Annotated in this window: 20 protein-coding genes; 13 read left to right on the top strand and 7 right to left on the bottom strand. The window is 73.2% G+C overall.

Going from position 1 to position 25812, the window contains the following annotated elements:
* Positions 1 to 2: 2 nt before the first annotated feature.
* Positions 3 to 2900: an excinuclease ABC subunit UvrA gene (gene uvrA / locus ACI799_RS08405; RefSeq protein WP_456590319.1), complete on the top strand. Its 2898-nt coding sequence runs from the start codon at positions 3 to 5 to the stop codon at positions 2898 to 2900.
* 64 nt (positions 2901 to 2964) lie between these two features.
* Here the strand turns inward: uvrA and ACI799_RS08400 are convergent, their stop codons facing one another.
* The gene (locus ACI799_RS08400; protein ID WP_456590320.1) at positions 2965 to 4230 is read right to left on the bottom strand and encodes a cytochrome P450; all 1266 of its coding nucleotides are present in this window, start codon (positions 4228 to 4230) and stop codon (positions 2965 to 2967) included.
* Positions 4231 to 4521: 291 nt separating this feature from the next.
* Here ACI799_RS08400 and ACI799_RS08395 point away from each other — a divergent pair, with 291 nt between their 5' ends.
* The 11 genes from ACI799_RS08395 to ACI799_RS08345 all read left to right on the top strand — a co-directional run bounded on the left by ACI799_RS08395 (position 4522) and on the right by ACI799_RS08345 (position 16020).
* Positions 4522 to 4797 carry a hypothetical protein gene (locus tag ACI799_RS08395; protein ID WP_456612869.1) on the top strand — a complete coding sequence of 92 codons (276 nt, stop codon included), beginning with the start codon at positions 4522 to 4524 and terminating at the stop codon, positions 4795 to 4797.
* A 134-nt stretch (positions 4798 to 4931) separates the two neighbouring features.
* Positions 4932 to 6968: an excinuclease ABC subunit UvrC gene (uvrC, locus tag ACI799_RS08390; protein ID WP_456596477.1), complete on the top strand. Its 2037-nt coding sequence runs from the start codon at positions 4932 to 4934 to the stop codon at positions 6966 to 6968.
* Positions 6965 to 7939: an RNase adapter RapZ gene (gene rapZ, locus ACI799_RS08385; protein WP_456590323.1), complete on the top strand. Its 975-nt coding sequence runs from the start codon at positions 6965 to 6967 to the stop codon at positions 7937 to 7939. Before uvrC ends, rapZ begins: the two co-directional genes overlap by 4 nt.
* Before the next feature lie 35 nt (positions 7940 to 7974).
* Positions 7975 to 8907 (top strand): gluconeogenesis factor YvcK family protein, encoded by a 933-nt coding sequence (locus ACI799_RS08380; protein WP_456590324.1) that lies wholly within the window; start codon positions 7975 to 7977, stop codon positions 8905 to 8907.
* A 140-nt stretch (positions 8908 to 9047) separates the two neighbouring features.
* Positions 9048 to 10022: a DNA-binding protein WhiA gene (whiA, locus tag ACI799_RS08375; protein WP_456590378.1), complete on the top strand. Its 975-nt coding sequence runs from the start codon at positions 9048 to 9050 to the stop codon at positions 10020 to 10022.
* Positions 10023 to 10360: 338 nt separating this feature from the next.
* On the top strand, positions 10361 to 11365 hold the full coding sequence (gene gap, locus ACI799_RS08370) for a type I glyceraldehyde-3-phosphate dehydrogenase (RefSeq protein ID WP_456590325.1): 1005 nt from the start codon (positions 10361 to 10363) through the stop codon (positions 11363 to 11365).
* The gene (locus ACI799_RS08365) at positions 11365 to 12570 is read left to right on the top strand and encodes a phosphoglycerate kinase (protein ID WP_456612868.1); all 1206 of its coding nucleotides are present in this window, start codon (positions 11365 to 11367) and stop codon (positions 12568 to 12570) included. Before gap ends, ACI799_RS08365 begins: the two co-directional genes overlap by 1 nt.
* Before the next feature lies 1 nt (position 12571).
* Complete coding sequence (gene tpiA, locus ACI799_RS08360) at positions 12572 to 13381, top strand: triose-phosphate isomerase (protein WP_456612867.1); 810 nt, start codon at positions 12572 to 12574, stop codon at positions 13379 to 13381.
* 71 nt (positions 13382 to 13452) lie between these two features.
* Positions 13453 to 15204: an ABC transporter substrate-binding protein gene (locus ACI799_RS08355; protein ID WP_456612866.1), complete on the top strand. Its 1752-nt coding sequence runs from the start codon at positions 13453 to 13455 to the stop codon at positions 15202 to 15204.
* Positions 15205 to 15314: 110 nt separating this feature from the next.
* A complete protein-coding gene (gene secG, locus ACI799_RS08350) occupies positions 15315 to 15551 on the top strand; it encodes a preprotein translocase subunit SecG (protein WP_456590329.1) in 237 nt (78 codons plus the stop codon).
* An 82-nt stretch (positions 15552 to 15633) separates the two neighbouring features.
* A complete protein-coding gene (locus ACI799_RS08345; protein ID WP_456598837.1) occupies positions 15634 to 16020 on the top strand; it encodes an RNA polymerase-binding protein RbpA in 387 nt (128 codons plus the stop codon).
* 1 nt (position 16021) lies between these two features.
* Here the strand turns inward: ACI799_RS08345 and pgl are convergent, their stop codons facing one another.
* From pgl to tkt, 6 genes are all read right to left on the bottom strand, one after another.
* A complete protein-coding gene (pgl, locus tag ACI799_RS08340; RefSeq protein ID WP_456596482.1) occupies positions 16022 to 16837 on the bottom strand; it encodes a 6-phosphogluconolactonase in 816 nt (271 codons plus the stop codon).
* The gene (locus ACI799_RS08335; protein WP_456590332.1) at positions 16834 to 17874 is read right to left on the bottom strand and encodes a glucose-6-phosphate dehydrogenase assembly protein OpcA; all 1041 of its coding nucleotides are present in this window, start codon (positions 17872 to 17874) and stop codon (positions 16834 to 16836) included. The genes pgl and ACI799_RS08335 overlap by 4 nt, the downstream gene beginning before the upstream one ends.
* Positions 17875 to 17923: 49 nt before the next feature.
* Positions 17924 to 19441 carry a glucose-6-phosphate dehydrogenase gene (zwf, locus tag ACI799_RS08330; RefSeq protein WP_456598835.1) on the bottom strand — a complete coding sequence of 506 codons (1518 nt, stop codon included), beginning with the start codon at positions 19439 to 19441 and terminating at the stop codon, positions 17924 to 17926.
* 105 nt (positions 19442 to 19546) lie between these two features.
* Positions 19547 to 21151 carry a glucose-6-phosphate isomerase gene (locus ACI799_RS08325; protein WP_456612865.1) on the bottom strand — a complete coding sequence of 535 codons (1605 nt, stop codon included), beginning with the start codon at positions 21149 to 21151 and terminating at the stop codon, positions 19547 to 19549.
* Entirely contained in the window at positions 21148 to 22248 is a 1101-nt protein-coding gene (gene tal, locus ACI799_RS08320; RefSeq protein ID WP_456590335.1) for a transaldolase, read from the bottom strand. The genes ACI799_RS08325 and tal overlap by 4 nt, the downstream gene beginning before the upstream one ends.
* Before the next feature lie 90 nt (positions 22249 to 22338).
* Positions 22339 to 24552, bottom strand: coding sequence for a transketolase (gene tkt / locus ACI799_RS08315; protein ID WP_456590336.1), 2214 nt, complete (start codon positions 24550 to 24552; stop codon positions 22339 to 22341).
* A 297-nt stretch (positions 24553 to 24849) separates the two neighbouring features.
* Here tkt and ACI799_RS08310 point away from each other — a divergent pair, with 297 nt between their 5' ends.
* Entirely contained in the window at positions 24850 to 25782 is a 933-nt protein-coding gene (locus ACI799_RS08310; protein WP_456590337.1) for a heme o synthase, read from the top strand.
* Positions 25783 to 25812: the final 30 nt, after the last annotated feature.

Below are 25812 nucleotides of genomic sequence, written 5' to 3'. Positions count from 1 at the left end.
ACATGGACCGGCTCGTCGTCCGCGGCGCCCGCGAGCACAACCTCAAGGACGTCCACATCGACCTCCCCCGTGACGCGCTCATCGTCTTCACGGGGCTGTCGGGGTCGGGCAAGTCCAGCCTCGCCTTCGACACGATCTTCGCCGAGGGGCAGCGGCGGTACGTCGAGTCGCTGTCGGCCTACGCCCGCCAGTTCCTCGGCCAGATGGACAAGCCCGACGTCGACTTCATCGAGGGGCTCTCGCCGGCGGTGTCGATCGACCAGAAGTCGACCAACCGAAACCCCCGGTCGACCGTCGGCACCATCACCGAGGTCTACGACTACCTGCGGCTGCTGTACGCGCGGGCCGGGCAGCCGCACTGCCCGAACTGCGGCAAGCCGATCTCGCGGCAGACCCCGCAGCAGATCGTCGACCAGGTGCTGGCGATGGAGGAGGGCACCCGCTTCCAGGTGCTCGCCCCCGTCGTGCGGGCGCGCAAGGGCGAGTACGTGGACCTGTTCAGCTCGCTGCAGACCCAAGGGTTCTCCCGCGTCCGCGTCGACGGCACCGTGCACCCGCTCACCGAACCGCCGGCGCTGAAGAAGCAGGAGAAGCACAGCATCGAGGTGATCGTCGACCGGCTCACGGTGAAGGAGAGCGCCAAGCGCCGGCTCACCGACTCGGTGGAGACCGCGCTCGGGCTGGCCGGGGGGCTGGTCGTCCTGGACTTCGTCGACCTGCCGGAGGGTGACCCCGCGCGCGAGCGCACCTTCTCCGAGCACCTGGCCTGCGTCGACGACGGGCTGTCGTTCGAGGCGCTCGAGCCGCGCTCGTTCTCCTTCAACTCGCCCTTCGGCGCCTGCGGCGAGTGCACCGGGATCGGCACGCGCAAGGAGGTCGACCCCGAGCTCGTCGTGCCGGATCCCGGCAAGAGCCTCAACCAGGGCGCGATCGCCCCGTGGTCGAGCTCGATGAGCAACGAGTACTTCACCCGACTGCTGACCGGTCTCTCGCAGCAGATCGGCTTCTCGATGGACGATCCGTGGGAGCGGCTGCCGGCCAAGGTGCAGAAGGCGATCCTGCACGGCTCGCCCGACCAGGTGCACGTGCGCTACAAGAACCGGTACGGCCGCGAGCGCAGCTACTACGCCGCCTTCGAGGGTGTCCTGCCGTTCCTGGAGCGCCGGCACGACGACACCGACAGCGACTACATGCGGGACAAGTACGAGGGCTACATGCGCGACGTGCCCTGTCCCGTCTGCCACGGCACCCGGCTCAAGCCGGAGATCCTCGCGGTGAAGCTCAACGGCCGCTCCATCGCCGAGGTCACCAACCTCTCCATCGGCGAGGCGTCGCAGTGGCTCGGCGCGCTGGAGCTCGGGGAGCGGGAGAAGGCGATCGCCGATCGCGTGCTGCGCGAGATCCAGGCCCGGCTGTCCTTCCTCGTCGACGTCGGGCTGGACTACCTCTCCCTCGACCGCCCGGCCGCCACCCTGGCCGGCGGTGAGGCGCAGCGCATCCGGCTGGCCACCCAGATCGGATCCGGCCTCGTCGGTGTCCTCTACGTGCTGGACGAGCCGTCGATCGGGCTGCACCAGCGGGACAACACCAAGCTCATCGAGACCCTCGTGCGGCTGCGCGACATGGGCAACACGCTGATCGTCGTCGAGCACGACGAGGACACCATCAAGACCGCCGACTGGGTGGTCGACATCGGCCCGGGAGCCGGTGAGCACGGCGGCGAGGTGGTGGTCAGCGGCACGGTCGAGGACCTGCTCGCCAGCGAGCGGTCGCTGACCGGCCAGTACCTGTCCGGGCGCAAGGAGATCACCGTCCCGGCGAAACGCCGCGAGCGGACCCCGGGGCGCGAGCTGGTGGTGAAGGGCGCCCGCGAGAACAACCTGCGGGGTGTCGACGTCACCTTCCCGCTCGGCATGCTCGTCGCCGTCACCGGCGTCTCCGGGTCGGGCAAGTCCAGCCTGGTCAACGACATCCTCTACAGCGTCCTGGCCAACGAGCTGAACCGGGCGCGACTGGTGCCCGGCCGGCACCGCACGGTCACCGGGCTGGAGCACCTGGACAAGGTCGTGCACGTCGACCAGTCGCCGATCGGCCGCACCCCGCGCTCGAACCCGGCCACCTACACCGGCGTCTGGGACCACGTGCGCAAGCTGTTCGCCCAGACCTCGGAGGCGAAGGTCCGCGGCTACCTGCCGGGCCGGTTCTCCTTCAACGTGAAGGGCGGCCGCTGCGAGGCCTGCTCGGGCGACGGCACGCTGAAGATCGAGATGAACTTCCTGCCCGACGTCTACGTGCCGTGCGAGGTGTGCAAGGGCGCCCGGTTCAACCGGGAGACCCTCGAGGTGCACTACAAGGGCAAGACGGTGTCCGAGGTCCTCGACATGCCGATCGAGGAGGCGGCGGACTTCTTCGCCGCCATCCCGGCCATCGCCCGGTACCTGCGCACGCTCACCGACGTCGGCCTGGGCTACGTCCGGCTCGGCCAGCCGGCGACCACGCTCTCCGGTGGTGAGGCGCAGCGGGTGAAGCTCGCGAGCGAGCTGCAGAAGCGGTCCAACGGGCGCAGCATCTACGTCCTCGACGAGCCCACCACCGGTCTGCACTTCGAGGACATCCGCAAGCTGCTGCTGGTCCTCCAGGGGCTGGTGGACAAGGGCAACTCGGTGCTCGTGATCGAGCACAACCTCGACGTCATCAAGAGCGCCGACTGGCTGGTCGACATGGGGCCCGAGGGGGGCTTCCGCGGCGGCATGGTCGTCGCGGAGGGCACGCCGGAGTTCGTCGCCTCGGTCCCGGAGAGCCACACCGGCCGATACCTCGTGCCGTTGCTGGACGCCGACGCCGTCGCCGCGGCGGCGGCCGGCCCGGTGAAGAAGCGGGCGCGCAAGAAGGCCAGCTGACCGGTGGACGTCGACGGCCCGCGCCCGCACGCCGGGGCCCGGGCCGTCGACGTCGCGGGCGGCTTCAGCCCGCGGCCGGAACCGCCGTCGGCAGCGGCCGGACGTCGGAGATGACGAAGCCGGAGGCCGGCAGCGTCGGCAGCCGGCGCAGGCTGACGCTGAGGTCCTGGACCCCCACCCGGTAGCGCATCGACCGGGTCAGCTGGCGGATCGCCTCGGCGATGAGCAGCCGGGTCATCGGCTCGCCGGGGCAGCGGTGGTCGTCCCCGTACTCGCCCGCGCCCTGCGGCACCAGCGTGTAGGCATCGCCCTCCCAGTCGCGGAACCGCTCGGGGCGGAACGCCTCGGGGTCCGGCCACAGCCGCGGATCGTGGTTGGTGCCGTACAGGTCCAGCAGCACCCGCAGGCCCACCTGGAAGTCGTGCCCCTGCCAGGTGAACGGCCGGCGCACCCGCCCGCCGATCAACGGGAAGAACGGGTAGTACCGGCGGACCTCGTCGACGAAGGCCATGAGGTCGGTCTCGTCACCGTCGGCGAAGGTGTCGTACCAGGACGGGTGACGCAGCAGCGCCATCGCCGCGAAGACGACGTACCGGCTGACGGCGACGATGGGCCGCAGGACGTTGAGCAGCTCCACCCCGGCAGCCGGCAGGGTGAGCGGCTCCCCGGCGGTGTCGCGATGGGCGGCGATCACGGCCAGCGCGCTGCCGGCCGGCGGCTGCAGGGCGCCGCGGCGGGTGCGCTCGACGAGGTCCCGCGCCCACCGCTCCGAGCGGTTGCGCAGCACCCTGGCCAGCCAGTTCCGTGGCCCCAGGTCACCGGCGTGGTCGACCATCGCCGACATCTCCCGGGTGCGCAGGCGCACGTCGCGCTCGCTCATCGGCAGCCCGGCCCAGCCCGCCGCCACACGGGTCAGCACCTCGTTCACCGCGTCGTGCAGCGCGACGCGACCGGCCCGCTGCCAGCGGGGGACGGCGCGGCGCCACTCGTCGGCGAGCCGCTCGGTGATCGCCTCGCTGCCGGTGCCCTGGAGCACGCTGAGGAACATGTCCTTGCGGTGGCGGTGCGGTTCGCCGTCCAGCGCCTGCACGCTGCCCTCGTCCTGGAGCAGGCGCAGCACCGACGAGGGGAACGCCCCCGTCCGGGTGAAGCGCTCACCGCTGTAGAAGATCCGGGCCGCCTCGGCGCCGCGCATGCAGACCGCCGGCTGCAGCAGCAACCGGGTGCGGAAGGCGTCCGTATCGAGCTGGTCACAGCGCCGGGAGATGAAGGCGTAGCCGTCGCGCAGCAGGGCCAGCGAGCTGTCGGGCGCGGGGAGGGTCGGGATCATCGGTCACCTCTTCCGGTCGTCGTTCCGGGCCACCCGGCACGCCTGCCCGGTGCCGCGATCGCCGAACCACGCGGCGCTGCTCGGCGTGCTGGTCGGGCGCCGTGGCGGATCGCGCGTGGGCGTGCTGCGTGGGGTCGGCGCACCCCCGGGCCGCCGGACCGCGGGGCCGCCGGACCGGGGGGTGGAGGCCACGGGGGTTGAGCGGGAAGCCCGACCGCCGTACTCTCGTTGTGACCGACGTCACGTAGAGCATTCGAGCAGCGTGGCGGAGTCCCTCGGAGGAGGACAGCGATGAGTGCGCTGACGCCCGACTGCGACCCCGATCTCTCGAACTGCGGCTCGCCCGTGTCCGGCGGGGGAGTGCGGTCGACGATCGTCCTGCTCGCTGTGCTGGCCTTGTCCGCGTCCGTCCTCACCGGTGGGGCGTCGGGCGTGATGACGGTCGCGGCCGGCGGTGCGGGAGCCGTGTCGGCCCTGGTGCTGGCGCGGCGGGCGGTTCACCTCGCCCAGCGCGCGACTGCCGGGCTCGCCGCCCACGCGCCCTGGCGGTCCCGCCCGGTCGTCTGAGCCGGCGTCCCCGAGCCCGGTGCGGCGCGCTGGCGCCGGACCGGGCTCGACGCCTGCCCGCAACCGCTGGGGCGGTTGTGACGGACGGGTGCGCTCGCTGACGACGTGTCGGTGCGGCGACCTAGTGTGGAGGCATGGCCGACCCCTCCACGTACCGCCCGGCGGTCGGCTCCATCCCGGAGTCCCCGGGGGTCTACAAGTTCCGTGACCCGAACGGCCGGGTCATCTACGTGGGCAAGGCCAAGAGCCTCCGGCAGCGGCTGAACAGCTACTTCGCCGACGTCGCGGGCCTGCACCCGCGCACGCGCCAGATGGTGACGACGGCGTCGAGCGTGGAGTGGACCGTCGTCGGCACCGAGGTCGAGGCGCTCCAGCTCGAGTACAACTGGATCAAGGAGTTCGACCCCCGCTTCAACGTCCGCTACCGCGACGACAAGAGCTACCCGAGCCTCGCCGTGACGCTGAACGAGGAGTACCCGAGGCTGCAGGTCATGCGCGGGCCCAAGAAGAAGGGCGTCCGCTACTTCGGCCCCTACGCCCACGCCTGGGCGATCCGCGAGACCCTCGACACGCTGACCCGCGTCTTCCCGGCACGGACCTGCTCCACCGGCGTCTTCAAGCGCGCCGGCCAGATCGGCCGGCCCTGCCTGCTGGGCTACATCGGCAAGTGCGCCGCCCCGTGCGTGGGCCGGGTGAGCGCCGAGGAGCACCGGCGGATCGTCGACGACTTCTGCGACTTCATGGCCGGGCGCACCGACTCGATGATCAAGCGGCTCGAGCGGGAGATGGGCGAGGCCGCCGAGGCGATGGAGTACGAGAAGGCCGCCCGGCTCCGCGACGACATCGGTGCGCTCAAGCGGGCGATGGAGAAGCAGGCCGTCGTCCTCGGCGACGGCACCGACGCCGACGTCGTCGCCTTCGCCCAGGACGAGCTCGAGGCGGCCGTCCAGGTCTTCCACGTCCGCGGCGGGCGGGTGCGCGGGCAGCGGGGCTGGATCATCGACAAGGTCGAGGACGTCACCACCGGCGAACTGGTGGAGCAGTTCCTCCTCCAGGTGTACGGCGGGGTCGACGAGGAGACCGGCGTCGGTGAGGCCGGCGAGGCCGTCCCGCGCGAGGTGCTCGTCCCCGAGCTGCCCGACGACGCCGACGTCTACGTCGAGCTGCTCGAGGAGCTCCGCGGCGGCCGGGTCTCACTGCGCGTGCCGCAACGGGGCGACAAGCGCAGCCTCATGGAGACCGTCGAGCGCAACGCCAAGGAGGCGTTCGCCCGGCACCGGGTGAAGCGGTCCAGCGACCTGACCGCTCGCTCGCTCGCGCTGTCGGAGCTCCAGGAGGCGCTCGAGCTGCCCGACGCACCGCTGCGGATCGAGTGCATCGACATCAGCCACGTCCAGGGCACCAACGTGGTGGCCTCGATGGTCGTCTTCGAGGACGGGCTGGCGAAGAAGTCCGACTACCGCCGGTTCTCCGTCACCGAGGGCACCGACGACACCGCGGCCATGGCCGAGGTGGTCCGCCGCCGCTTCGCCCGGCACCTCAAGGACGAGGCCGACCGCCGGGACGAGCAGGGGATCGCCGCCGAGGAGGGGCGCCCCCGCCGGTTCGCCTACCCGCCGAACCTGCTGGTGGTCGACGGCGGTGCTCCCCAGGTGGCCGCGGCCGCGCGCTCGCTGGACGAGCTCGGCATCGTCGACGTCGCCGTCTGCGGGCTGGCCAAGCGCATGGAGGAGGTGTGGCTGCCGGGGGAGAGCGACCCGGTGATCCTGCCGCGCACCTCGGAGGCGCTCTACCTGCTGCAGCGGGTGCGCGACGAGGCCCACCGCTTCGCCATCACCTACCACCGGCAGAAGCGGTCCACCGGCATGCTGGTCTCCCTCCTGGACGACGTCCCCGGGCTCGGGGAGACGCGTCGCAAGGCGTTGATGAAGCAGTTCGGCTCGCTCAAACGGTTGCGGGCCGCGACAGTGGAGGAGCTCATGGCGGTACCCGGCATCGGCCGGCGGACGGCGGAGGCGGTGCAGATGGCGGTGGCCGAACCGGTGCCGGCGCCCGAGGAGGGGAAGCCGCCGGCGGCGGAGACCACCCTCGCGCCCCAGGGCCCGGCCGAGCAGGGCGTCCCGCGCGCCGGCTCCGGGAACACCGCCGAGGTCGGCCGGGTGGCCTCGTGACCGCGGACGCCGGCAGGGAGGCCGAGGCGCCGGCCCAGGGGCCCGGCACCACGCCCCCGGTGGGGCCCCAGAACGACGTCTCGCCGGCGATGGACCCGGCGAGCACGGAGACCCAGCCACTCGAGGTCGTCGTCGTCACCGGGCTCTCGGGCGCCGGGAAGAACAGCGCCGGCCGGGTGCTCGAGGACCTCGGCTGGTTCGTCGTGGACAACCTGCCGCCGGCGCTGCTGCTGCCGATGGTGGAGCTGGGCGCCCGCGGGGACCTGCGCCGGTTCGCCGCCGTCGTCGACGTCCGCAGCCGGGCCTTCTCCAGCGACCTACAAGAGGCCATCCGGGTCCTCTCCGAGGCCGGGCACCGGCCCCGGGTGGTGTACGTGCACGCCCGCGACGAGGTGCTGGTCCGGCGCTACGAGTCCGTCCGTCGGGAGCACCCGCTGCAGGGGAACGGCACGCTCATCGACGGGATCACCGCCGAACGCGCGCTGCTCACCGGCATCGCCGGCGAGGCCGATCTGTGGGTGGACACCAGCGATCTCAACGTCCACCAGCTACGTGCCACCCTGGAGAACGCGTTCGCCCGCGACGGCCAGACCCCGCCCCTCACCGCGACGGTGATGAGCTTCGGCTTCAAGTACGGGCTGCCGCTGGACGCCGACCTCGTGGTGGACGCCCGCTTCCTGCCGAACCCGCACTGGGTGCCGGAGCTGCGGGGGCACACCGGGCGCGACGCCGACGTCCGCGACTACGTGCTCGGGCAGCAGGACGCCGCCAACTTCCTGGACCGGTACGGCGAGGTGCTGCGGCTGCTGCTGCCCGGCTACCGCCGCGAGGGCAAGCGCTACCTGACGCTCGCGGTCGGCTGCACCGGCGGGAAGCACCGCAGCGTGGCGATCGCCGAGGAGTTCGCCCGGCGGCTGGGCGCCGAGGGCATCGCCGCCGTGGCCCGGCACCGCGACCTGGGGCGCGAGTAGTGGCAGGGCCGACGGTCCCGGGACGAGCGCCCCGGGTGGTCGCCTTCGGCGGCGGGCACGGCCTGGCGGCTGCGCTGGCCGCCTGGCGCCGGATCACCCCGGCGCTGACCGCCGTGGTGACGGTGGCCGACGATGGCGGCTCCTCCGGGCGGATCCGGCGGGAGATGCCGGTGCTGCCGCCCGGCGACCTGCGCATGGCGCTGGCCGCGCTCGCGGGTGAGGCCGAGCGCGAGCAGACCCTCGCCACGCTGTTCCAGCACCGTTTCGGTGGCAGCGGTGTCCTGGCCGGCCACCCGGTCGGCAACCTGCTCCTGACCGGGCTGACGGAGATGTTCGGCGGTGACACCGTCCGGGCCCTCGACGAGCTCTGCTCGCTCGTCGGTGCCGCCGGCCGGGTGCTGCCCATGGCCGACGAGCCACTGGACCTGGTCGCCCGGGTGGAGACCGCCGACCCGGACGACCCGGCCCGCGTGCGCACCATCCGCGGGCAGGTGGCGATCGCGGCGACCCCGGGCCGGGTCCGCGAGATCCGGCTCGCCCCGGCCGATCCGGTGGTGCACCCCGCGGTGCTCGAGGCGATCGCCGCGGCGGACGTGGTCTCGCTCGGGCCCGGCTCCTGGTACACCTCGGTGCTGCCGCACCTGCTCGTGCCCCGGCTCCGTGCCGCCCTGGCGGCGACCCGGGCACGGGTGGTGGTGGTGCTGAACCTGGAACCGCAGCCCGGCGAGACGGACGGCTTCTCCCCGGAGGAGCACCTGTCCGTGTTGCAGGTCCATCTGGACGGAGTGGCGTTGCACACCGTGATCGCGGACGTGGAATCGGTGGTTGACCGCCGTGGTCTGCTTGAGGCGGTCCGCGGGTGCGGCGCGGAGCTGCTGCTGGCGCCGGTCGCCGAGCCGGACGGCGCGCCGCGGCACGACCCGGTGCGGCTGTCCGCGGCGCTGGCCTCCGTGGTCGGGCTGCGGTGAACGAATAGCGGTGTGCGAGCGGGTACCAGGTGGACGGTCGACCGGCCGGCACGAGGGGGAGAGGGGACGGCGTAGATGACGCTGACCCGGACTGCGGGGGCGGCAAACCCCGGGGGAACGTGGGGGTGGACGGCGTGGCGATGACCGCGATGGTGAAGGACGAGCTCTCCAGGGTGGAGTGCACGAAGACCTCCGAGCGCAAGGCCGAGGTGACCGCGCTGCTGCGGTTCTCCGGTGGCCTGCACATCGTCGGTGGTCGCGTGGTCATCGAGGCCGAGCTGGACACCGGCTCGGTCGCCCGGCGGCTGCGGCGGGACATCAGCGAGGTCTACGGCTACACCAGCGGGGTGAGCGTGCTCGCCGGCGGCAACATCCGCCGCGGCGTGCGCTACCTGGTCCGCATCGCCAAGCACGGCGAAGGTCTGGCCCGCCAGACCGGCCTGGTCGACCAGCGCGGACGCCCGGTCCGGGGCCTGCCCCCGGCGGTCGTGTCCGGCAGCATCAACGACGCCGAGGCCGCCTGGCGCGGAGCCTTCCTCGCCCACGGTTCCCTGACCGAGCCCGGCCGCTCCTCCTCTCTGGAGGTCACCTGCCCCGGCCCGGAGGCGGCGATGGCCCTCGTCGGAGCCGCTCGCCGCCTGGGCATCGCCGCCAAGGCCCGCGAGGTGCGCGGGGCCGACCGGGTCGTCGTCCGGGACGGCGACGCGATCAGTGCGCTGCTCACCCGCATGGGCGCCCACGACGCGGTGCTCGCCTGGGAGGAGCGGCGGATGCGCCGGGAGGTCCGGGCCACCGCCAACCGCCTGGCCAACTTCGACGACGCCAACCTGCGCCGCTCGGCGCGGGCCGCCGTCGCCGCCAGCGCCCGGGTCGAGCGGGCCCTGCAGATCCTCGGGGAGGACGCTCCGGAGCACCTCCTCGTCGCCGGCCGGCTCCGCCTGGAGTTCGGTCAGGCCTCGCTGGAGGAGCTCGGGCAGCGGGCCGACCCGCCGATGACCAAGGACGCGGTCGCCGGCCGCATCAGGCGTCTGCTGGCCATGGCCGACAAGCGGGCCAAGGATCTCGGCATCCCCGACACGGAGTCGGTCGTCACCGACGACATGCTGACCCAGTAGCGGCCCGTCCCGCCCGGCACTGCTCGACCGTTTCGTCGACCGGCCCGTCGCCCCCGGGGTGGCGGGCCGGTCGACGTGCGGGCGCCGGCCCGACGTCCTGACTCACCTCTCGGCCTCTTGGCTCACCTGACGGGGTCCTGGCTCACCTGACGGGGTCCTGGCTCACCGTCGACACTGAGCCAGGACCCCTGTTGATCAGGTGACCTGATCAACATGGGGCGGGTGCTCGAACGGGGCGAGTGGGAGCCGCGTCTCGCCGCGACCGATAGGGTCTGCACGGAGCGAGGCCGCGCGGTCCGCGCGGCAGCCAACGTGACGGTTCCCATGGGAGGTCTGCAGTGACGGTCCGGGTAGGCATCAACGGATTCGGCCGGATCGGCCGCAACTTCTGGCGTGCCGCCGCCGCCAGCGGCCAGGACATCGAGATCGTGGCGGTGAACGACCTCACCAGCAACGAGGCGCTCGCCCACCTGCTGAAGTACGACAGCATCCTGGGCGTCCTCAAGGAGGACGTCGCCGCCGACGGCGAGGGCATCAAGATCGGCGGGAAGACCATGAAGGTCCTCTCCGAGCGCGATCCGGCCAACCTGCCGTGGGGCGACCTGGGCGTCGACGTCGTCGTCGAGTCCACCGGTTTCTTCACCAAGGCCGCCGACGCGCGCAAGCACGTCGACGCCGGTGGGGCCAAGAAGGTCATCATCTCCGCGCCGGCCACCGACGACGACATCACCATCGTCATGGGCGTCAACGACAACCTGTACGACGGCTCGCAGACGATCATCAGCAACGCCTCGTGCACCACCAACTGCCTGGCCCCGCTGGCCAAGGTCCTCAACGACGCGTTCGGCATCGAGCGCGGCCTGATGACCACCATCCACGCCTACACCGCCGACCAGAACCTGCAGGACGGCCCGCACAAGGACCTGCGTCGCGCCCGCGCCGCCGCCCTCAACATGGTGCCCACCTCCACCGGTGCGGCGAAGGCGATCGGCCTGGTCCTGCCCGAGCTCAAGGGAAAGCTCGACGGCTACGCCATCCGCGTCCCGGTGCCCACCGGCTCGGCGACCGACCTCACCGTCCAGCTGACGAAGCAGGCCTCGGCCGACGAGATCGACGCCGCCTACCGCGAGGCCGCCGCCGGCCCGCTCGGCAAGTACCTCACCTACACGGACGCGCCGATCGTCTCCTCCGACATCGTCACCGACCCGTCGTCGTGCATCTACGACGCCAAGCTCACCAAGGTCTTCGGGCCGATGGCCAAGGTGCTCGGCTGGTACGACAACGAGTGGGGCTACTCCAACCGCCTCGTCGACCTGACCACCCTGGTGGGCAAGTCCCTCTGATGCGCTCCGTCGACGACCTCATCGCCGAAGGCGTGTCGGGTCGGCGCGTGCTCCTGCGCGCCGACCTGAACGTCCCGCTGGACAAGAAGACCCGCGCGATCACCGACGACGGCCGCATCCGCGCCAGCCTGCCCACGCTCCAGGCACTGCGGGAGGCCGGGGCGCGGGTGGTCGTGGCCGCCCACCTCGGCCGCCCGAAGGGCGCGCCCGACCCGCAGTTCTCGCTCGGGCCGGTCGCCGCCCGCCTGGGCGAGCTGCTCGGGACGACGGTCCCGCTGGCGTCCGACGTGGCCGGCGAGGACGCGCAGGCCAAGGCCGCCGCCCTCGGCGACGGCGACGTCCTGCTGCTGGAGAACGTCCGCTTCGAGGCCGCCGAGACGGCCAAGGACACCGCCGAGCGGGGCGCGCTCGCCGACCGGCTCGCCACGCTGGCCGACGTCTACGTCGACGACGCCTTCGGCGCGGTGCACCGGGCGCACGCCTCGGTCTTCGACGTCGCCGAGCGGCTCCCGCGCTACGCCGGGCGGCTGGTCGCCCGCGAGCTCGAGGTGCTCACCCGGCTCACGACCGAACCCGAGCGGCCGTACGTCGTCGTGCTCGGTGGCTCCAAGGTCAGCGACAAGCTCGCGGTGATCGAGGCGCTCCTGCCCAAGGTGGACCGGCTGCTCGTCGGCGGCGGGATGTGCTTCACCTTCCTGGCCGCGCAGGGGCACGGGGTCGGGAAGTCGCTGCTGGAGACCGACCAGGTCGAGACCTGCCGCCGGCTGCTGGCCGAGGCCGGCGACCGGATCGTGCTCCCGGTCGACGTCGTCTGCGCGCCGGAGTTCAGCGCGGACGCCCCGACCACCACCGTGGCGGTCGACGCCATCCCGGACGACCAGATGGGCCTGGACGTCGGCCCGCGCACCGTGGAGCTCTTCGGGACCACCCTGGGCGACGCCCGCACGGTGTTCTGGAACGGGCCGATGGGGGTCTTCGAGCTGGCTCCCTTCCAGGCGGGCACCCGCGGGGTGGCCCAGGCGGTCTCCGCCGTCGCCGGCTTGTCGGTCGTGGGCGGCGGGGACTCGGCGGCCGCTGTCCGGGTGCTGGGCCTCGACGAGGACGCCTACGGGCACATCAGCACCGGCGGTGGTGCGTCGCTGGAGTACCTGGAGGGCCGGGAGCTCCCGGGCCTCGCCGTGCTGGCCGACCGAGCGGGGGAGTGAGATGGCCCGCAACGACCGCCGCACCCAGCCCCGCGAGGGCCGCCGACCGCTCATCGCCGGCAACTGGAAGATGCACATGACCCACCTGGAGGCCATCGGGCTCGTCCAGAAGGTCGTGTTCTCCCTCAAGGAGAAGGAGCTCGACGCCACCGAGGTCGTCGTCCTCCCGCCCTTCACGGCCCTGCGCAGCGTGCAGACGCTGGTGGCCGGCGACAAGCTGGCGATCGGCTACGGAGCCCAGGACCTCTCCGCCCACGACGCCGGCGCCTACACCGGTGAGGTCAGCGGGGGCATGCTCGCTGCGCTCGCCTGCACGTACGTGACCGTGGGGCACTCCGAGCGGCGGGCGCTGCACGTGGAGGACGACGCCGTGGTGGCCGCCAAGGTGCAGGCGGCGGTGCGCCACGGGCTCGTGCCGATCGTGTGCGTGGGGGAGGGGCTCGACGTCCGACAGGCCGGCGACCACGTCGCGCACTGCACCCGGCAGCTGGACGCCGCGCTCGAGGGCCTGACCGCCGAGCAGGTGGGCGGGCTCGTGGTCGCCTACGAGCCGGTGTGGGCCATCGGCACCGGCGAGGTGGCCACCCCGGAGGACGCGCAGGAGGTGTGCGGTGCCCTGCGGGCGCGGCTCGCCGAGCGCTTCGGCACCGAGACCGGCGCCGGCGTCCGTATCCTCTACGGCGGGTCGGTGAAGGCCGCCAACACGGCCGGGATCCTGGCCGGGGCGGACATCGACGGCGCACTCGTCGGTGGGGCCAGCCTGGACGCCGACGAGTTCGCGCAGATCTGCCGGATCGCCGGCGGTAGCTGAACCCTGCTGCCCGTCCCCGGCCGCAGACGGAAGGGGACGGGCAGCAGGTGGAGCCTTCGACGCTGGAGCGGGTGACCGACCGGCTCCCGCCGTGGGCCCGGGACTGGTCCCCGCGGCGCCTGCTCGCGGCCGCGGCGGTGATCCTGCTGGTCGCCGTCCTCGCGGTCAGCTGCCTGGGTGGCGCGGGCGGCCGGGCCGACGTGCCGGTGCTCGCCGACGGACCCGACGCCGGCATCGAGGGTGTCCGGTCGCCGTCGGACGAGCGCGGCGGCACGCTCCGGGTGGTCGCCCCGTCCATCGACAGCCTGGACCCGCAGCGCTCCTACCTGCCGGGGGTGTGGAACCTCATGCGGCTGTACTCCCGCACCCTCGTCACGTTCGCCAGCGCGCCGGGGGAGACCGGCGAACTCGTCCCGGACCTGGCCACCGACCTGGGCACCGTGTCCGAGGACGGGTTGCGCTGGACCTTCACCCTCAAGGACGGCGTCCGCTTCGAGAACGGCCGGCCCATCACCAGCGCCGACGTGAAGTACGGCATCCAGCGTTCGTTCGCCTCCGACGTGATCGTCGGGGGCCCCACCTACCTCGTGGGCCTGCTGGACGACCCCGCCAACCCCTACCCGGGGCCGTACTCCACCGACGAGGACGACCCCGACCTGACCTCGATCGAGACGCCCGACGACCGCACGATCGTCTTCCAGCTGCGCGCCCCGCAACCTGACCTGCCGTACGTGCTGGCGCTGCCGTCGGCCAGCCCGGTACCGGCGGAGGCCGACACCCGCGGTGCGTACGGCGACGACCCGGTGTCCTCCGGGCCGTACGCCATCTCCTCGGTCGACCCGCAGACGGGCATCCTGCTGGAGCGGAACCCGGAGTGGGACCCGGCCACCGACCAGGTGCGGACGGCCCTGCCCGACAACGTGGTGGTGCGCACGGACCTCTCGGGGCTGGCGCGGGACCAGGCGCTGCTCGCCGGCTCCGCCGACATCGACATCTCGGGCACCGGGGTGATGCCTGCGACGACGGCCCGCCTCGCCGGGGACGACGGCGAGCAGCTGCTGGACCGGGTCGACGACGTCACCACCGGCGCCGTGCGTCTGCTCGCGCTGCCCACCGACGTCGCGCCGATGGACGACGCCGCCTGCCGGGCCGCCGTCGCCGCGGCCATCGACCGGCGTGCCGTCCAGTCCGCACTCGGCGGTGCCGTCGACGCGGTGCGCAGCAACCAGCTGTGGCCCCGGGCGCTGCCGGACGGGCCGGGAGGGGGCGACGACGGCCCGGACCTGGATGCCGCCCGGGCCGCCCTGGCCGAGTGCGGCCAGCCCGACGGGTTCGCCACCGTCCTCGCCGTGCCCGACGTGCGCAGCAGCGTCGACGTCGCCGAGGAGATCGCCGGCCAGCTGGGCGAGATCGGGATCGACGTCGAGGTCCGCCCGCTGGACCCGGCGACCTTCTACGCGACCGACGTCGGCAACCCGGACAACGTGGCCCGCAGCGGGTACGGGCTCGTGCTGGCCACCCGGACCGCGGACTTCCCGACGGCCGGGTCCTTCCTCGTCCCCCTCGTCGACGGGCGCAGCATCGCCCGGGTGGGCAATCCCAATCACGCCCGGCTGGACGACCCGGAGGTCAACGCCCTGGTCGACCGGGCGAAGGCGGGGGAGGTGGCGTGGGCGGAGGTGGCCGAGGCGGCGCTGGCTCGAGCCGCCTACGTCCCGCTGGTCGAGACGCGCATCCAGCTCCTGGCGGGGCAGCGGCTGCGCAACGGCCTGGTCATGCGGCCGTACGACGGCTACGACGTCGCCACTGCAGGCGTCCGATGACAGCCGCGGGTCGGCGCCGGCAGGGCTGACCGGACCACCCGGCCCCGTCGGCTACGCTCGAACCGAGAACTGGCGTCCGTCGCCGGTCGCCGATACTTCCGGAGAGGTCAATGGAGCTGTTCCTCAACGTGCTGCTGGTCCTCAGCAGCCTGCTGCTGGTGGTGCTGATCCTGCTGCACCGCGGCAAGGGGGGCGGGCTCTCCTCGATGTTCGGGGGCTCGGTGTCCTCCTCGCTGTCCGGGTCGTCGGTGGTGGAGAAGAACCTCAACCGGCTGACCGTGCTCACCGCCCTCATCTGGACCGTCTGCATCGTGGCACTGGGCATCCTGATCAAGGTCAACCCCTGACCGCACGCCTCGTGCGCTGAATCACAACCGGCACGCAATCGTGACCGGGAAGCGCCCCGTCAAGCCCTAGACTTCCCCCGCGGTGGTCGGCGTCGCCGCAACCCGGACCGACGATCAGGGGGCACACGTGGCTGGTGGGAATGCGATCCGGGGCACCCGGGTCGGGGCGGGTCCGGTCGGCGAGGTGGAACGCGGCGAGTCCGCGCCCCGGCGCCGGATCCCCTTCTGGTGCGCCAACGGGCACGAGACCCGCGTGGTGCTCGCGAGCGAGGCCGAGGTACCCGAGCTGTGGGACTGTCCGCGCTGCGGGCTGCCGGCCGGGCAGGACCGCACCGCCCCGCCGCCGGCGCCCCGGATCGAGCCCTACAAGACGCACCTGGCGTACGTGCGGGAACGGCGCAGCGACGCCGACGGCGACGCCCTGCTCGAGGAGGCGTTGCACCGGCTCCGCGTGCGTCGCGGGGGCTGACTCAGCCGGCGGGCCGGGGCAGGCGTGAGGCGGCATCGGCGTCGAGCAGCCAGCGCGTCGCCCGGGTGCCGTGGACCCCTGCCGCGGGGAGGTCGACCGGGTCGGCGCCGTTCAGCGCCGCCGCCACGGCCTCGGCCTTGCCCTCGCCCGCGACGAGCAGCCAGACCTCCTCGGCGCTGTTGATCGCCGGAAAGCCGAGGCTGACGCGCGTGGGCGGCGGCTTGGGGCAGTCGTGCACGGCGAGCACCGGCCGGGCGTCCCGGGCCGCGGGGGAGTCCGGGAAGATCGACGCCGTGTGACCTTCGGGCCCCATGCCGAGCAGCAGCACGTCGAAGCGCGGCAGGTCCCGGCCCTCCCCGGCGTGGCCCCGCAGCTCCGTCAGGTAGGCCGCGGCGGCCTCCTCGGGCGATCCACACCCGGAGTCGGACGCCGGCATCGCGTGCACCCGTTCCGCGGGGACGGGGACGCGGTCCAGCAGCGCCGCGCGGGCCTGCTTCTCGTTGCGCTCGTCGTCGTCGGCGGGGACGAAGCGCTCGTCGCCCCACCACACGTCGACGGCGGTCCAGTCCACGACCTCCCGCACCGGCTCCGCCGCGAGTCCGGCGACCCGTTCCAGCACGGCGATGCCGATGCCGCCGCCGGTCAGCACGACCGACGCCGTGCCGTGCACGGCCTGGGCGGCGGCGAGCCGGGCGACGAGCGCCTCGGCGACCGCGCGGGCCAGCCGGTCGGCGTCCGGCTCGATCACGACGGCGGGCACGGGCCGGTCGCCGTCCGCCAGCTCGGCGGACACCCGGTCCCCAGGGGACAGGCTCATCCGGTTCCTCCTTCCGTGGCGCCTTCCCGGACGGGGGACCCGTCCGGGGCAGCGGGGTCGAACCACACGTGCTTCCGGACCGGTGCACGGTCCGACAGCCCCGTGAGGCCGGTCGCCGCCTCCAGCGCATCGCTGTAGGGCTCGTCGGGATCCAGCCGGTGCAGCTCCTCGCTGAGCAGGTCTCCGAGCGGCCGATCGGGGAGGGCCACGCTCGAGTCGGGCCGGTAGGGCTGGGTGATCACCGCGCCGCCGCGGTGGTCGGCGCGGATCCGCACCTCCTCGTCCTGGTCGAGCTGCAGGGTGATGGCCTCGACGCCGCTCGGTCCGGTGCGGCGCTCGGCGGTGGTGACGTCGATCGGGCAGCCGCCACGGGAGGAGAGCCACCCCGCCAGCAACCGGGTGGTGGCGTTGTGCGGGTCGCCCTCGATCGTGCCGCCCTGCAGGTGCACCGCCCCGCCGCGCCGGCCGGACACGGAGTCCAGCGTCGAGGCGAGCGCCGCGCGCCAGGCGGTGCTCCGGGTCCACGCCAGGTCGGAGTCACCGGGGGCGTAGTCCTCCGCCCGGACCCGGAGGGCCGCCAAGGGGTCCTCGGCGAGCGAGGTGTCGGTGATCCGGCGGTCGGCGAAGACCCCGAGGGCGTCGGTGGCGATCCGCTCCGGCGGTGCTTCGTGCCACCAGGTGACCACCGGGGCGTCGGCCGCCAGCAGCGGGAGCACGACCGACTCGGCGTGCAGTGCGAGCCGCCCGTACATGCGCATCACCACCGCCTCGCCAGGGCCCAGGCGGCCGCCGATGAGGACCTCGGCGTCCAGTCGCGGGCCGGGGGCGTCGATCTGCCGGCGCACCACGATGAGCAGCCGGCAGGGGTGCAGCTCGGCGGCGTGCGTCGCCGCCTCCTCCGCCTCGGTCACCCGGCTCTCGTCGGCGACGACGACCAGCGTCAGCGCGACGCCGGACAGGACCGCACCGCCGGTGCGCCGCTGGGCGGCCAGTTCCTTCACCACCGCGGATCCGGTGGTGTCCCAGAGGGTCGTCACGGGGTCTCCTCCGCTCGCGTCGGGTGCGGGCTGTCGGTGCGCGGGCCGGTCACGGTCGCCGCCAGCGGCGGCCCTCGGCCGCGAGCATCTCGTCGGCGGCCCGCGGGCCCCACTCGCCCGCCCGGTAGGGATAGGGGTCGCTGCCCTGCCAGAACTCCTGCAACGGGTCGATGACCGCCCAGGACGCCTCCACCTCCGCGTTGCGGGGGAAGAGGGTGGCGTCGCCGAGCAGGACGTCGAGGAGCAGCCGCTCGTAGGCCTCGGGGCTGCTCTCGGTGAACTGCTCGCCGTACAGGAAGTCCATGGACACGTCCCGGACCTCCATCACGCTCCCGGGGACCTTAGAGCCGAACTTGAGGGTGACCCCTTCGTCGGGCTGCACCCGCACGACCAGCTGGTTGTTGCCCAGTTCCTCGGTGTCGGTCTCGGCGAACGGCAGGTGCGGTGCCCGCTTGAACACCAACGCGATCTCGGTGACCCGGCGCGGGAGCCGCTTGCCGGTGCGCAGGTAGAACGGCACCCCGGCCCAGCGCCGGGTCTCCACGCCCAGCCGCACCGCCGCGTAGGTCTCGGTGGTCGATCCGGGGTCGACGCCGTCCTCCTGCCGGTAGGCCCGGGCGCGCTGGCCGGCCAGCCACCCCTGCTGGTACTGCCCGCGGACCGCGAACGTGCGCAGGTCCTCGGGCAGCGAGATCGCCCGCAGCACCTTGAGCTTCTCGGTGCGGATCTCCTCGGCGGAGAACTCGACCGGCTCCTCCATCGCGGTCAGCGCCAGCAGCTGCAGCAGGTGGTTCTGCAGCACGTCCCGCGCCGCACCGGTCTTCTCGTAGAACCCGGCCCGTCCGCCGATCCCCACGTCCTCCGCCATGGTGATCTGCACCGAGTCGACGTGGTGGCCGTTCCACACGGGCTCGAAGAGGCTGTTGGCGAACCGCAGCGCCATCAGGTTCTGGACGGTCTCCTTGCCCAGGTAGTGGTCGATGCGGAAGACGTCGTCCGCCGTGAAGACCGAGTCCACCAGCGCGTTGAGCTCCCGGCTGGACCCCAGGTCGGTCCCGAACGGCTTCTCGACCACGACCCGGCGCCAGCGCTCGGACGTGCTCTCGGCCATGCCGGTGCGCTGCATCTGCTTCAGCACGATGGGGAACATCGCGGGCGGGATCGACAGGTAGAACGCCGCGTTGCCACCGATGCCGTGGCTGCCCTCCAGCTCGTCAAGGTGCTCGGCCAGCTCGTCGAAGGCGTTGTCGTCGTCGAAGCTGCCCTGGACGAAGCGGACCGTGCCGGCCAGGCGCTCCCAGACCTCCTCGCGCCAGGGCGTGCGGGCGTTGCGCCGGGCCGCTTCCCGGGCCAGCTCGGCGAACTCGGTGTCGCCCCAGTCGCGGCGGGCGAAGCCGAGCAGGGCGAAGTTCGTGGGCAGCAGGCCGCGGTTGGCCAGGTCGTAGACGGCGGGGAGCAGCTTCTTGCGCGCGAGGTCGCCGGTGATGCCGAAGACGACCAGGGCGCAGGGTTCGGGCACGCGGGGCAGCCGGCGGTCCCGCGGGTCGCGCAGCGGGTTGGGGATCATCGTCCGTCCTCGTGGTCGGGGGGACCCGTCGTCCGGCGTGTCGGACCGGGCGGCGGAGTGGGTCGGGCGCGGATCGAGGGGCGGCTCGCTGGTCGGTGCCCCAGATCAGCAGCCCAGCGCGGTGAGCAGCTGGTCGATGCCGGCCTCGCGGTCGGTGAGGTGCAGGTGGAGCAGCGGGCAGCCACGATCGGCGAGCGCCTTGCGGTCGCCGGCTGCCTGCGCCGCCTGCAGCATGCCGAAGGTGTACGGGCGGTCCGGCACCGGGAGGTCCTCGCCGAGTGCCCCGGTGAGCTGCAGGAAGACGCCGACCGGAGGACCGCCCTTGTGGTACTGGCCGGTCGAGTGCAGGAAGCGGGGGCCCCACCCGAAGGTCACCACCTGCTCGGTCCGGCTCGCCAGCGACCTGCGCACCTCGGCGGCGCGCGCGTCCCGGTGCCGGTCGAGGTATGCCATGACGGCGAGGTACCCGCGGGGCTGGACGGCGGCCAGCAGCGCGTCGAGGGTCAGCGAGAGACCGTCGAGCGAGGAGAGGTCGACCCCGTCGAGGACCGAGGCGGTCCCGCGGATCTCCACCGCGCCGATCGTCGCCGCCGGCTGCTCGTCGGGCAGCCCGGCGGCGAGGAGCACGGAGGTGTTCTCCTTGCTCTCGGTCACGTTCGGCTGGTCGAAGGGGTTGATCCCCAGCACCCGGCCGGCGACCGCGGTCGCGTACTCCCAGCCGAGGAATTGCGCGCCGAGCGGCCCGGTGACGCCGAGCGCCGGCCCCGGGCCGGGGGCGTCGGCTCCCACCAGGCCCAGCAGGACGTCGGGGGCCGAGCTGGCGGACGCCTCCGACCGCTCGAGGACGACGGGGAGGATCCCGCGGCCCTCCTTGCCCGTCGACTCGGCGATGAGCTGCTCGGCCCAGTCGCCGAAGCCCTCGATCGGGGGGACGCCGGCGTCGGCGAGGGCCAGCTTGTCGCGCCCGGCGCCGAACGCCGCGGCCAGCACGATCCCCAGTTCCATGGCCGGGTTGCGCGGGGCGGCGAGCTGCTGGGCCAGCTGCGCCGCGTCGTCGATCAGCGCGGCGACGTCGGCACCGGCGAGGGCGGCGGGCACCAGTCCGAAGGCGGAGAGCGCGCTGTACCGGCCACCGACGGTGGGGTCGGCGAGGAATACCGCGCGGGCCCCCATGGCGGCGGCCGCCTCCGCCAGGGGGGACCCGGGATCGGTGACGACGACGAACCGCGCGCCGATCTGGCTCTCGTCCAGGCCGGCACGGGCGAACGCGGCTGCGAACGCCCGCCGCTGGCTGTCGGTCTCCAGCGTTCCGCCGGACTTGGAGCTGACCACCACGACGGTGCGCTCCAGTTCGGTCATGGCGGCGGCCACCTGACCGGGATCGGTGGAGTCCAGGACGACCAGCGGCACGCCCGCCGTCCGGCAGATCACCTCCGGGGCCAGCGACGAGCCACCCATGCCGCAGAGCACGATGCGGTCCAGCCCCTCGGCGACCAGCTGGGTGCGCAGCTCGGCCAGCGCGGTGAGCAGCGACCGGGAGGTGGCCGGCAGGTCGATCCAGCCGAGCCGGACCGCGGCCTCGCTCTCCGCGTCGGGGCCCCACAGCGTCGGGTCCTTGCGGACCAGCCGGGCGGCGACGTCGTCCTCGTCCAGTTGCCGGCGGAGAGCGCCGGGGATCTCCAACCCCGTGCAGCTGACCGCCAGGGTCACTTCTTGTCCTCGAGCTCGCTTCGTACCGAGTCGGTGAGCTCGTCCCAGGAGTCGACGAACTTCTGCACGCCCTCGTCCTCGAGCACGCGGAAGACGTCGTCGAGGTCCACGCCGGCGTCGCGCACCGCCTGCATGACCCCCGCCGCGTCGTCGTAGGCCTTCTGCACGGGCGTCCCGGGGGCGCCGTGGTCCGCGTAGGCCATCATCGTCTTCTCCGGCATGGTGTTGACCGTGCCCGGCGCGATGAGCTCGCTGATGTACATGGTGTCGGAGTAGTCGGGGTTCTTGACTCCGGTCGAGGCCCACAGCGGCCGCTGCCGAGCCGCGCCCTGCGCCTCGAGGGCCCGCCAGCGGTCGGAGGAGAACACCTCCTCGTAGGCCTGGTAGGCCAGCTGCGCGTTGGCGATGCCGGCCTTGCCCTTGAGCGAGGCGTCGGCGCCGGCCGCGTCGAGGCGCTTGTCGATCTCGCTGTCCACCCGGGACACGAAGAACGACGCCACCGACGCGATGCCCTCGAGCGATCCGCCCTCGGCCACCCGCTTCTCCAGGCCCGCGAGGTAGGCGTCCATCACGGCGCGGTAGCGCTCCAGGCTGAAGATGAGCGTGACGTTGACGCTGATGCCGTTGGCGATCGTCTCGGTGATCGCGGGCAGGCCGGCCTCGGTCGCCGGGATCTTGATGTAGAGGTTGGGCCGGTCGACCAGCCACCACAGGTGGGCGGCCTCGGCGGCGGTGGCGTCGGTGTCGTGCGCCAGGCCGGGGGCCACCTCGAGGGAGACCCGGCCGTCGCCCGGCTGCCGGTCGGCGATCGGGCGGAGCAGGTCGCAGGCGTCCCGGACGTCGGCGGCGGTGATCGTCCGCAGCGCCTCCTCGACGCTGACCTCGCGGACGGCGAGCGCGTGCAGCTGGTCGTCGTAGGAGTCCGACCCGCTGATCGCCGCCGCGAAGATGGTCGGGTTCGTGGTGACGCCCACGACGCTGTGCTCGTCGACCAGCGACTGCAGGTTGCCGCTGCGGATGCGGTCACGCGAGAGGTCGTCGAGCCAGACGGCGACCCCCGCGGACGACAGCTCGGCCAGGTTCTGGTTCTGTGCCATGTCAGGTGCCTTTCAGGAAGGGACTGGAGCGGCCTCGCTGCAGGGACCCGCCGCGAGCCTGTGGGTGGTGGGGGGCAGCGAGGTCCTTTCTCAGCGGTCGCCGGTGGCCTGGGGGAGCCCGCCCGTGGCGGCGACCGGACCGGCCGGGACGGTGGCGCCGGAGCGGGCGGCCTCGAGGCTCTCGCGGGCGGCGGCGACCACGGCCTCGTCGGTCAGGCCGAACTGCTCGTACAGGACGGTGTACGCGGCGCTGGCGCCGTAGTGGGTGAGCCCGACGATCCGGCCGGCGTCGCCGACGAACTCGCGCCAGCCCATCGGCACGCCCGCCTCGACGCTCACCCGGGCGCGGACCGTCGGGGGGAGCACCTCGTCCTTGTAGGCCTGGTCCTGGTCGGCGAACCACTCGACGCACGGCACGGAGACGACCCGGGTCGGGACGCCGTCGGCCTCCAGGCGGTCGCGGGCGGCCATGGCGATCTGCACCTCGGACCCGGTGCCGAGCAGGATCACGTCGGGGCTGCCGGTCGAGGCCTCGGCCAGCACGTAGGCGCCGCGGGCGACGCCGTCGGCCGAGCCGAACCGCTCGCGGTCGAACACCGGCAGGTTCTGCCGGGACAGCAGCAGCCCGGCCGGCCGGTCGTTGTTCTCCAGGATCGTCCGCCAGGCGGCGGTGACCTCGTTGGCGTCCGCGGGGCGGACGACGTCGAGGCCGGGGATGGCGCGCAGCGCGGCGAAGTGCTCGATCGGCTGGTGGGTGGGGCCGTCCTCGCCGAGGCCGATCGAGTCGTGGGTCCAGACGTAGGTGACCGGCAGTTGCATGAGCGCGGCCAGCCGGACCGCGCCGCGCATGTAGTCGGAGAAGGTGAGGAACGTGCCGCCGTACACGCGGGTGCCGCCGTGCAGGGCGATGCCGTTCATGATCGCGCCCATGGCGTGCTCGCGGACGCCGAAGTGGATCGTGCGGCCGAAGGGACCGCCGGACCACATCTTGGTCTGCCGGTCGGCGGGCAGGAACGACGGCTCGCCCTCCACCGCGGTGTTGTTGCTCTCGGCGAGGTCGGCGGAGCCGCCCCAGAGCTCGGGCAGCCGTGGGTAGAGCGCGGCCAGCACCTTCCCCGACGCCTTGCGGGTGGCCACGCCCTTCTCGTCGGCGGGGAAGGCGGGCAGGTCCTCGGCCCAGCCCTCGGGCAGCCGGCGCTCGCGCATCCGGGCCAGCAGGGCGGCGCCCTCGGGGTTGGCCTTCTCCCACGCGGTGAACCGCTCGTCCCACTCGGCGCGGGCCGCGCGGCCCTTCTCCACGACGGACCGGGCGTGGGCGAGGACGTCGTCGTCGACCTGGAAGGTCCGCTCGGGGTCGAAGCCGAGGATCTCCTTGGTCGCGCGCACCTCGTCGTCGCCGAGCGCCGAGCCGTGCGAGGCGCCGGTGTTCTGCTTGGTGGGGGCCGGCCAGGCGATGACCGTCCGCAGCACGATGAGGGAGGGGCGACCGGTCTCGGCCTTGGCCGCGGCGAAGGCGGCGTCGACGGCGGCGAGGTCCTCACCGTCGTCGACGTGCTGCACGTGCCAGCCGTAGGCCTCGTAGCGCTTGCCGACGTCCTCGGTGAAGGCGACGGTCGTGTCGTCCTCGATGGAGATCTTGTTGTCGTCGTAGACGAGGGTCAGGTTGCCCAGCCGCTGCGTGCCGGCCAGCGACGACGCCTCGCCACTGACGCCCTCCTCCATGTCGCCGTCGGAGGCGAAGCACCAGATGGAGTGGTCGAAGAGGCTCTCGCCCTCGGGGGCGTCCGGGTCGAGCATCCCGCGCTCCCGGCGGGCGGCCATCGCCATGCCGACCGCGTTGCCGACACCCTGGCCCAGCGGGCCGGTCGTGGTCTCGACGCCCGGGGTGTGGTTGACCTCGGGGTGGCCGGGGGTCTTCGAGCCCCAGGTGCGCAGCGCCTTGAGGTCGTCGATTTCCAGGCCGTAGCCGGAGAGGAACAGCTGCACGTACAGCGTCAGGCTGGAGTGCCCCATGGAGAGGACGAACCGGTCGCGGGCGACCCAGTTCGGGTCGGTGGGGTCGTGCCGCAGCCACTTGTGGAAGAGCAGGTAGGCCGTCGGGGCCATGCTCATGGCGGTGCCCGGGTGGCCGTTACCGACCTTCTGGACGGCGTCCATCGCCAGCACGCGCGCGGTGTCGATGACGCGGCGGTCGAGATCCCCGAAGTCCTGGGGGAGGGTCGGCTGCGGCTGCGACGGGCTGCCGGTGGGCGCGTCGGTCGCGGCCTCGGCGGGGGCTTCCGGTCCGGTGCTGCGCGTGTCCATCTGGTCGGTTCTCCCTCGAGGTAGGCCTGACGTCGTGCCCGGGCGAGCGGCCGGCCGCCGGTGGGTCGCCCAGGGGCGTCCCCCCGGGCCGGTGGGTCAGGGGGCGTGACGACGTCGTCGCGTCGCCCCTACCCGCTGCACCGGCGGCAGCAACGTGATCAACCCTAGTCATCCGAGGTCGTGCCGCGCGGCGGCCCGTGAACCGGCCGGGGCTACAGTGGGGGAGTTACGCCTCCAGGTTCGAAGGGATCCCGTGGTGCCCTGCTGCCCGCGCGCGACCGCGCACGAGGGCACCCGGTGACGGCGCTGTCCGAGCGCCCTCCCGCCTCCGCTGCCCGCCGCTCCACCCGCCTGCGCGCCCGGCTGGGCGCGTACGTGGGGTTGACCAAGCCCCGCATCATCGAGCTGCTGCTGATCACGACGCTGCCGGCGATGATCCTGGCGGCGGGTGGGTGGCCGTCGTGGGGCCTGCTGGCCGCGACGATGGTCGGCGGCACGCTCGCCGCCGGTGCGGCCAACGTCTTCAACTGCTGGTACGACCGCGACATCGACCGGCTGATGCGCCGGACCGAGCGCCGGGCCCTGGTGACCGGCGAGGTGAGCCCGCGCAACGCCTTCGTCTTCGGCGTCGTCCTGTCGGTGCTGGCGATCGTCCTGCTGGCCCTCACCACCACCCCGCTGGCCGCGGCCCTCGCCGCGGGGGCGATCTTCTACTACGCGGTCATCTACACCGCGGTGCTCAAGCGGCGCACGCGGCACAGCACGCTGTTCGGCGGGGTGCCCGGGGCCGCGCCGGTGCTCATCGGCTGGGCCGCCGTCACCGGTTCCCTGGACTGGCCGGCCTGGATCTTCTTCGGCGTCGTCTTCTGCTGGCAGCTGCCGCACTTCTGGGCGCTGGCCATGCGGTTCCGCGAGGACTACGCGCGCGCCGACGTCCCGATGCTCCCCGTCGTCGCCTCGGAGCTCTCCGTCGGCCGGCAGACCGTCGTCTGGACCTGGCTGACCGTGGCGGTCTCGCTGCTGCTCGCCCCGCTCGGTGCCGAGTACGGCATCGGCTGGATCTACACGCTGACCGCCGCCGCCCTCGGCGCCTGGTTCGTGGTCGAGGCGCACCGGCTGCTCTCCCGCATCCAGCGAGGGGTGGAGACCCGACCGATGCAGCTGTTCCACATCTCGATCTCCTACATGGCGCTGCTGTCGGTCGCGATCATCGTCGACGTCTTCGTCTGAGGAAGGACCCCGTCCTCCTCACCCCTCGCA

Source organism: Blastococcus sp. SYSU DS0753 (assembly GCF_054051175.1).
This window is presented reverse-complemented; position numbering and strand designations above follow the sequence as displayed.